General features: G+C 47.1%; 9 protein-coding genes and 1 pseudogene. 2 read left to right on the forward strand and 8 right to left on the reverse strand.

The window, feature by feature from the left end; genetic code table 11:
• Positions 1-518: 518 nt before the first annotated feature.
• Positions 519-932, reverse strand: a complete 414-nt coding sequence (locus KNP93_RS04395) for a hypothetical protein (protein WP_214853429.1) — start codon at positions 930-932, stop codon at positions 519-521.
• 165 nt (positions 933-1097) lie between these two features.
• Between KNP93_RS04395 and KNP93_RS04400 the strand changes: the two genes are divergently transcribed.
• Positions 1098-1343 (forward strand): hypothetical protein, encoded by a 246-nt coding sequence (locus KNP93_RS04400; protein WP_251138607.1) that lies wholly within the window; start codon positions 1098-1100, stop codon positions 1341-1343.
• Positions 1344-1410: 67 nt separating this feature from the next.
• Here KNP93_RS04400 and KNP93_RS04405 read toward each other — a convergent pair whose 3' ends face one another.
• The 7 genes from KNP93_RS04405 to KNP93_RS04435 all read right to left on the reverse strand — a co-directional run bounded on the left by KNP93_RS04405 (position 1411) and on the right by KNP93_RS04435 (position 6294).
• Positions 1411-2259: a pirin family protein gene (locus KNP93_RS04405; protein ID WP_214853432.1), complete on the reverse strand. Its 849-nt coding sequence runs from the start codon at positions 2257-2259 to the stop codon at positions 1411-1413.
• A 138-nt stretch (positions 2260-2397) separates the two neighbouring features.
• Complete coding sequence (locus tag KNP93_RS04410; protein WP_012371518.1) at positions 2398-2829, reverse strand: helix-turn-helix domain-containing protein; 432 nt, start codon at positions 2827-2829, stop codon at positions 2398-2400.
• Positions 2830-2947: 118 nt separating this feature from the next.
• Positions 2948-4507: an SdrD B-like domain-containing protein gene (locus tag KNP93_RS04415; protein WP_251138608.1), complete on the reverse strand. Its 1560-nt coding sequence runs from the start codon at positions 4505-4507 to the stop codon at positions 2948-2950.
• 155 nt (positions 4508-4662) lie between these two features.
• On the reverse strand, positions 4663-5004 hold the full coding sequence (locus KNP93_RS04420) for a four-helix bundle copper-binding protein (RefSeq protein WP_371819864.1): 342 nt from the start codon (positions 5002-5004) through the stop codon (positions 4663-4665).
• 113 nt (positions 5005-5117) lie between these two features.
• Positions 5118-5540, reverse strand: coding sequence for a hypothetical protein (locus tag KNP93_RS04425; RefSeq protein ID WP_188004782.1), 423 nt, complete (start codon positions 5538-5540; stop codon positions 5118-5120).
• A 7-nt stretch (positions 5541-5547) separates the two neighbouring features.
• Positions 5548-5970: a 3-hydroxyacyl-ACP dehydratase FabZ gene (fabZ, locus tag KNP93_RS04430; protein WP_012371522.1), complete on the reverse strand. Its 423-nt coding sequence runs from the start codon at positions 5968-5970 to the stop codon at positions 5548-5550.
• Between the two features lie 27 nt (positions 5971-5997).
• Positions 5998-6294 (reverse strand): DNA-directed RNA polymerase subunit beta, encoded by a 297-nt coding sequence (locus KNP93_RS04435; protein ID WP_131502383.1) that lies wholly within the window; start codon positions 6292-6294, stop codon positions 5998-6000.
• Positions 6295-6601: 307 nt separating this feature from the next.
• Between KNP93_RS04435 and KNP93_RS04440 the strand changes: the two are divergent.
• Positions 6602-7161 (forward strand): annotated as a pseudogene (locus tag KNP93_RS04440) (copper amine oxidase); the annotation flags it as partial.

The raw sequence follows: 7161 nt of genomic DNA on the forward strand, positions 1-7161 counted from the left end.
TCTTGTCTTTCAAAACTAAATGCGACAACCCCAACCAGATAACCTACACTTAAAGTAAAATATTTGTAAATATTTACTTTAGCCATTCAACTGATTTTCTGTCTTCTTCGGAGGAATACGTTCTGTTTCACACGCCGATCCATCGCCTATACAGTAGACGATCGTCAGTGATCCATTATGTATCCAGTTTGGGATGAACAGAAAAACGTTGTCGAACGCCTCATTCACAAGGCATTCTGTATGTTGTAGGTTCGTACCAAGTCTCACTTCGAGATAAGTGAATCACTCAGCTACAGCTCAAATATACAAAACTCAGAAACTAACGACAATAGGTTTTTTGTAAAAAATAGGTGAATAGTAGTAACTAGTAAAATATATTCACAGGTTGTATATGGAAATTAAAAAACTGGTCATACCTTTTTAAGAGAACGCTTACATTTATATATAATTTCATTTAAGTCAATATTTTTCTGAAATACAATAAAGCCATCACGCTTTTGAACGTGACGGCTTCTCTCTCAGGATATACTCTGATTCGCTTGATCGACTGCCTCTAAAAACGATTCGCGCTGAAACCGGTGATCGGCATCCGCCGTCAGTTCAATCATGTCGCCCAAGCGACGCAATTGAATCGGCAGACCACGTCCGATCCATTCGAGTTGCTGCTGGAGATGTCGTCTGGCCCGGTCAATCGTATGTCGTTCTGCTGCTGCGAACTGCCGTAAGTACTGCAAGACGTAACCGAATCCGAATTCAATCGGAATCCGTAATTCGGCGCCCTTGTCCTTGATCCGAATCAAACCTGCTCCATAATGAATCGCCCGTTCCCATTCTTCACTGATTCGTTCGTACCAGTTTCCATTCGTCAGACAGTGTGTTTCCAGTGCTCCTTTTGGCCCGCTCGGCATGACGCTGAAGTAGTCGATTTTCATCCGTCTTCTCCTTTTCCATAAAAAATAGGATGAATCCTTGATGGACTCACCCTATATGACAGGTCAAGAGGTGGGATTGTTCGAAAATCATGCGGATAAAAAACACACCATTCAACATCGAAAAAGCTTTTCGAATACGCTATACTGGATACGGGAATGGGAGGAATGCTAGTGGCGATTATCATCTTTTGCCTCGTATGTCTCTTCGCATATCGTATCCGCAAGCTTCCCGAAGCGATTCGGACGATCTTACTCATCCTCGGTTTACTCAGTGGATGGTTCGCGCTGTTTGAGATCATCAGTTATCTAGAAGCGAATCCTTACCTGGCCGCTATCCCGATTGCACTCGGGCTCGGCTACTGGTTTTGGCGTCGCAAGAAAAAACGGACAACCGATTCTTCCTCAGTTTGAGGTCGAGCGGTGTCCGCCTATCGAACACATAAGACCAGTCCGTTTGACGGAACTGGTTTTTTTGTCGTCACAAGACGGCTGGCGGTCCGAACTTCCCATCATGGTAATCCCGGTACGCCTGACGAATCTCGTCTTCCGTATTCATGACGAACGGTCCGTAGGCAATCGTTTCTTCCCGAATCGGTTCACCCGAATAAATCAGCACCTTCGTCCGACTGACAGCCGTCAATGCGAATGCACTGTCCCCTTGAGCCTGTTCGTCAAACGTCAATGTTGCTGCCATCGTCTTCTTGAGGCGGGTCCCGCTTGTCCCGGCTTCCAGTTCGCCTGCCAGGACATATAGAAAAGTGTTATGATTCGCCGGTAAGACATGCGAATACGTCGCTCCGGGAGCCAGCGAAATCTCACTCATCGTAATCGGCACCAGACTCTCGAGCGGTCCCGTCACGCCGGCAATCGCACCGGAATAGACCCGGACGTGTCCACCGGCAAGCGGCACGACCGGTGCCTGTTCCAGCAGGACGTTTTGATACGATGTCGTCGTCTCTTTCAAACGTTTCGGCAGATTGAGCCACAGTTGTAACGTATGGATCAAATCGTCATCGACCGCTTCTTCGGCATGCCGTGCCGCCCAGCCGGCGTTCATGTACTGGACGTCCCCGGCGTCTAAAATCGAGTGTCCGCCATGATTATCGATATGTTCAAGCCGACCGTCGATGACATAGGTAATCGTCTGGAAGCCGCGGTGCGGATGATCGGAAAACGTTCCGCGTTTGAACCAGTCTTCCGCCATCAGGATAAACGGATCAAACTCGTCCTTCCGCTCCGGTGACAGGACCCAGCCTTGCTGCACATGCGGATAACCATTTTGTTGATACGTCACTTGCCAATGGTTCTTAACATCACGTTCGAACATTTTCCCAACCCCTTCGTTCATTATATTTTCATTGTCGCACAACCGAGTCCGGAAGCCGCATTCGTTTGCTTATCAAAGGGTTTCGTTCATAAAAAAACGACCCCGGTCAGTTAACCGGAATCGTTCAGCTCTTTCAAATTAAAGACGTGACGCCTTTTGTTCGAGGACGGCAATCTTCTCTTCGATTTCGAGCAACTTCAGTTCATGTTCGAGTTCGAGGCGACGTTTTTTCCGCTTCAGCTGGCTCAGTTCTTCTGCGACCGACTCCGGTGATGCTTCCGGACGTGGCGGTGCTGACTGATCCATCGACTGACGGAGCGGATCAAACAAGTTCGACTTCGCGAACTTCGCTGCTTCCGGACCAAACAGGTCGTTGATGATCGGCAAGACTTTGTTCATCGCGTTGCCTGGAATCTGTGACTTCTCGTCGACGAGACGTTTTAACGCCAACTCATCGACCAAGTACCCTTTACCATCCTGTTCGGCATGCAGTTCGCCTGTCCGAATCCAACGACGGACCGTTTCTTCCGAGACACGTAACAATTCACTGATCTGTTTTGTTGTTAACATCGTCATCCCTCTTTCCATTCATTTGATACCCTTAATATACACACGTGTGTGCGTGTGTGTCAATCAAGACACACATCAAAAAGCCCTCTGAACCGATTCGGTCCAAAGGGCTTTCCTATTATCCAGCGCGTCGTAACAATAACCAAACTCCGACTACAGCGAGACCTGCTCCAGTTGCTGCATATGGGAATGGTTTGTCTTCACCTGCTTGTGGGAGACGTTCGTTTGACGTCGTGTTCGTTGTTTGTTGATCCGCTACGTTCGTCGCCGGTGCTTCGACCGTCTTGACCGATGTTTTCGTCGGTGTCGGTGTTGGCTTCGGTGCTACGACCGGTTTTGCTTTCACGATTTCCGCGACGAGGAAATACCCCATCGTGTCTTCCGTCAATATGATCGAATCGGTTGTTGCTTTGCGTTCGAACAGTTTCAAGAACTCATCGTATTCCGGGAATTCTTCTTCCTCTTCATCCGCCATGCCGACTGCCAATGCTTTGACGCTGGCTTTCGTCATTTCAAAATCAAACGAATCCATCAAGTCGTCCAGTGAGATGTGGTGCATCGCTTCAACCGTGTATCCGGAAGCGACTTCTGTTTTGACTGTGTACGTACCAGGTGTCAATTCAATCATCAATGCGTCGTCTTTCCCGACTTTCTCCGTATAGACGTCGCTGCCTGTGATTGCATCCGTCACCGTATACGTCGCAGGAAGTGTTTGCTCCGAGTAACCTGGAATCTTGTCGGCGTTCGCATCAAAGAAGTTCGTGACGAGCAATAAGTTTGAAAAATCCATCTCTGCTTCTTCATCATAACCGTATAAACCGGCATCGATTTCTACATTCTCACCGGCTGTCAGTTTAACTTTCGCCATATCATCCTCATCAAGGTCAGAATCGATTGTCGGGTCCGTCCCCTCGTGTTGCGGTGACGTGGAGTAGTAGCCGATGTCCATTCCGTAGACGTCGATGTAGTATGTGCCCGGCTTCAGGTCTTTGAACGAATAAAGACCGTCTTTTGTATAGGCTTCGTCGACAACGTCATAGTCCCTGTCCAAGAGGTAGACCGGCACATCACTGATGCGCGTTTCTTTGTCTTGACGGATTCCGTCTTCGTTTTCATCGTACCAGATCGTTCCGCTGATCGTTCCTGTCGTCGCGACCGGTTGTTCCGTCTCCGGTTTTGGTTCTTCCTTGACCGGTTCTTCCTTGACTGGTTCTTCTTTAACTGGTTCTTCTTTAACTGGCTCCTCGGCAGGAGGATCTTCCTTGATTGGTTCTTCTGCCGGTGGTTCTTCCGTCACCGGTTCTTCTGCCGGTGGTTCTTCCGTCACCGGCTCTTTTGGTGTCGGTTCCTCTTTGACTTCACGGCCAAACTCAATCAAGACCGTTTTCGTTTGATCGCCTGAGACGATCTTGACGACTGGTGCCGTCTCTGCTGTAAACGTCACGATCGGTGTTTTCGCGATATCGATGTCTTGCCCTGTCACACCTTCTTCAAAAACCAATGCAGTTTCCGATTCGAGGTTGACGACTCCTTCTCCCGTAAAGGTTAATGTGTAAGGATTCGTTCCCGTTCCTTTGACGTCCCACGTCAATGCTGTTTCAGCTTGTGCCGGTGTGATGACACCCAAAACAAGCAAACAGGCTAGTATGTACATGCCTAATTTTTTCATTCTATTCATTTCGCCCCATTCTTTAAATATGTTCTACCTAGATTTTAAACAATAAAGGAAAAATAAACCACATCAAATCTTAAATTCAATTGTTTTTCATTAAAAAAGGTCGCTTTTGCTCAAAGGAACAAAGCAACCTATATGGATTTTATTGGTTTTGTTCATCAGATTAATGCTTCACACGCTGTCGCACAGGCTTCACAGGCAACTCTACACTGTTGACAATGATCATGCTCGTGTTTGCCACATTCTTCTGCACACGCTCGACAAATCTCCACACACGCCGTCGCAAGAGCAGCGATGTTCAGACTGTTTCGGGCAATTGCCTGGCTAAGGAGACTACAAATATCGGCACAATCACGATCAAGACGGATACAATCTGCCATATGACCGACATACGGCTCGTTTAGACAAGCGTCAAAACAGACATTGCAGGCTATGATGCACTTTTGTAATTCGTTTAACGCAACTTGTTGATGTTCAGACATGGTTCGTTCCTCCTTCATTTTTTCTGACTAAGTATTCCTTTGAGAAATTCCCTCTTTTAGCTACTAGAAACATGAAAAAAAGAACCATACGATAACCGGGGAACCGGTGTTTATCGTATGGTTCTTTTCCATTAACGGACGACTTCAAGCGGAATTTCAATTCCACGTCCGGCGCCGGCATCGATGATTAAAACCGGCAGACGGTTTTCATCGAAGACTTCTTTTTCAATCGTCGTATCCGAGGTATATGTTCTGATTTCCCCCATTTTTTTCGCCGTAAACGAAACGAATGGGAACGGAATCGACTGATTGGCAACATCCAGTCGAATATCGACCTGTTGGTCATCCAGCCGGATGTCATTTGCCGTCCGAATCGTCAGACGCATCCGATCATTTTCCGTCGCTGAAATCTGAGCCGAGATGTTTTCCGTTTGTCCAGCACGTGTGACAGGATCGATGATGACCGTCGGGGAAGCAGTCTCCACCTCGTCAGCATGCTGACAACCGGTAATGACAAGCAGCGAGATTGCCAAAGGAATCAGCACACGCTTCATCACGGATTCACTTGATTGCGAAAGTCAGTTCAGCAGTACAGGCGACTTCCCCATCGACTGTTGCTGTGGCACGTCCTTTACCAATCGGTCCACGCAGTTTCGTCAGTTCGACTTCCAGTCGGAGCTGGTCACCGGGAACGACCTGACGTTTAAAACGACAATTCTCGATGCCGGCAAAAAAGGCCAGTTTGCCCTGGTTTTGTTCCATCTTCAAAACAGCAAAGGCACCTACTTGCGCCAATGCCTCAACGATCAAAACACCAGGCATGACGTTGTAGTCCGGGAAATGGCCATTGAAGAATTCTTCGTTTGCCGTGACATTTTTAATGCCGACAGCACGTTTTCCTTCTTCGACTTCTAAAATCCGGTCGACGAGTAAAAACGGGTACCGGTGCGGAATCACTTCCTTGATTTGTTCAATCGTATACATATCACACAGCTCCAATCACTGGTTAATTTAAGATTGTGTCCAAAAATCGGTGATGCGGGTCCATGTGTCGAGCTTGAGGACATCCATCGCTTCGCCACCACCAAGTGTCGCATACCCAACCATGGCACCGATCACTAACGCAAGGACAATAAGAAGAACAATGATCAATAAACGAACAAGGATGGGAACGCGGCGTGAAGAATACTGACGCAGCTTTTTACGTTGTTTCGGTTCCTGCTCCTGTTGCTCTTCGTTTTTGATCTGTTGATTACGTTTCAGACGTTCACGGGTCGGTTGGTCCGTTCCGGCTTGATTTTGTACCATCTTGATCACCTTTCATTGGTTCAGTCTAAAGAACAGTATAGCATATTAGTACCTGGTATTAAATAGTTGCAGTTTAGCTACAAAACGGTTCTTTTTTTTAGTGTAACATGCACAAACGATGAACTTGTAAAAAAAGTTCCGCATTTTGTATATAAGGAAGAAACCGAACCGTTCATACTTTTTTTAAAAAACTTTTTCAATTTTCCAATCCAAACAAAAACCAGGTGCGTATGCTGTTCAGAACGATACAGACAACAACTACCAAATACTAACTAGATATCACCCAAATTTGAGAGGATGAGACAAGATGAAAAACACAAAAAAATTCGCAGCAACAGCAATGGCAGCAGCACTCGTATTACCAGGAACGGCAGCATTCGCTTCCGGTGGCGGAGACGACATGAAACATGAAGAGAGCGCGAAGAACGTCACGGTCAAAACAAAAGCCGCTGACCTCCGTGCAACACTCGATCAGTTACTCTCTGAGCACTTCGTGCTTGCCGTCATGGACATGAAAAAACAATATGACGGATCAAAAGATGCGAAGTATTATGAAGCAGCACTGAAACAGAACGCACTCGACATGACACCGGCGATCGCTTCTGTCTATGGCGATGAAGGTGCAAAACAATTCGAAAAAATCTTCGTTGATCACAACAAATACACAACTGATCTCGTCAAAGCCGTGAAAGCGGACGACCAGGACGGCATCAACGCGTCAAAAGCGGAAACAGAAGAGTTCGTCCAGGATCTCTCGAGCTTCCTCGATACAGCAACTGAAGGTAAACTGCCGAAGGCAGCAGCGGAAGAAGTCCTCCGTGCCCATGAAGCCGACGTCTATAAAACATTCCAACAATATGCAGCCGG

Source organism: Exiguobacterium sp. s166 (assembly GCF_018618855.1).
Lineage (GTDB): Bacteria > Bacillota > Bacilli > Exiguobacteriales > Exiguobacteriaceae > Exiguobacterium_A.

Coding starts and splice junctions, on each gene's coding strand:
- KNP93_RS04400 (WP_251138607.1), top strand. CDS start 1,098: ATGCTAGTGGCGATTATCATCTTTTGCCTCGTATGTCTCTTCGCATAT.
- KNP93_RS04415 (WP_251138608.1), bottom strand. CDS start 4,507: ATGAATAGAATGAAAAAATTAGGCATGTACATACTAGCCTGTTTGCTT.
- KNP93_RS04420 (WP_371819864.1), bottom strand. CDS start 5,004: ATGAAGGAGGAACGAACCATGTCTGAACATCAACAAGTTGCGTTAAAC.
- KNP93_RS04425 (WP_188004782.1), bottom strand. CDS start 5,540: ATGAAGCGTGTGCTGATTCCTTTGGCAATCTCGCTGCTTGTCATTACC.
- KNP93_RS04395 (WP_214853429.1), bottom strand. CDS start 932: ATGAAAATCGACTACTTCAGCGTCATGCCGAGCGGGCCAAAAGGAGCA.
- KNP93_RS04410 (WP_012371518.1), bottom strand. CDS start 2,829: ATGTTAACAACAAAACAGATCAGTGAATTGTTACGTGTCTCGGAAGAA.
- KNP93_RS04405 (WP_214853432.1), bottom strand. CDS start 2,259: ATGTTCGAACGTGATGTTAAGAACCATTGGCAAGTGACGTATCAACAA.
- fabZ (WP_012371522.1), bottom strand. CDS start 5,970: ATGTATACGATTGAACAAATCAAGGAAGTGATTCCGCACCGGTACCCG.
- KNP93_RS04435 (WP_131502383.1), bottom strand. CDS start 6,294: ATGGTACAAAATCAAGCCGGAACGGACCAACCGACCCGTGAACGTCTG.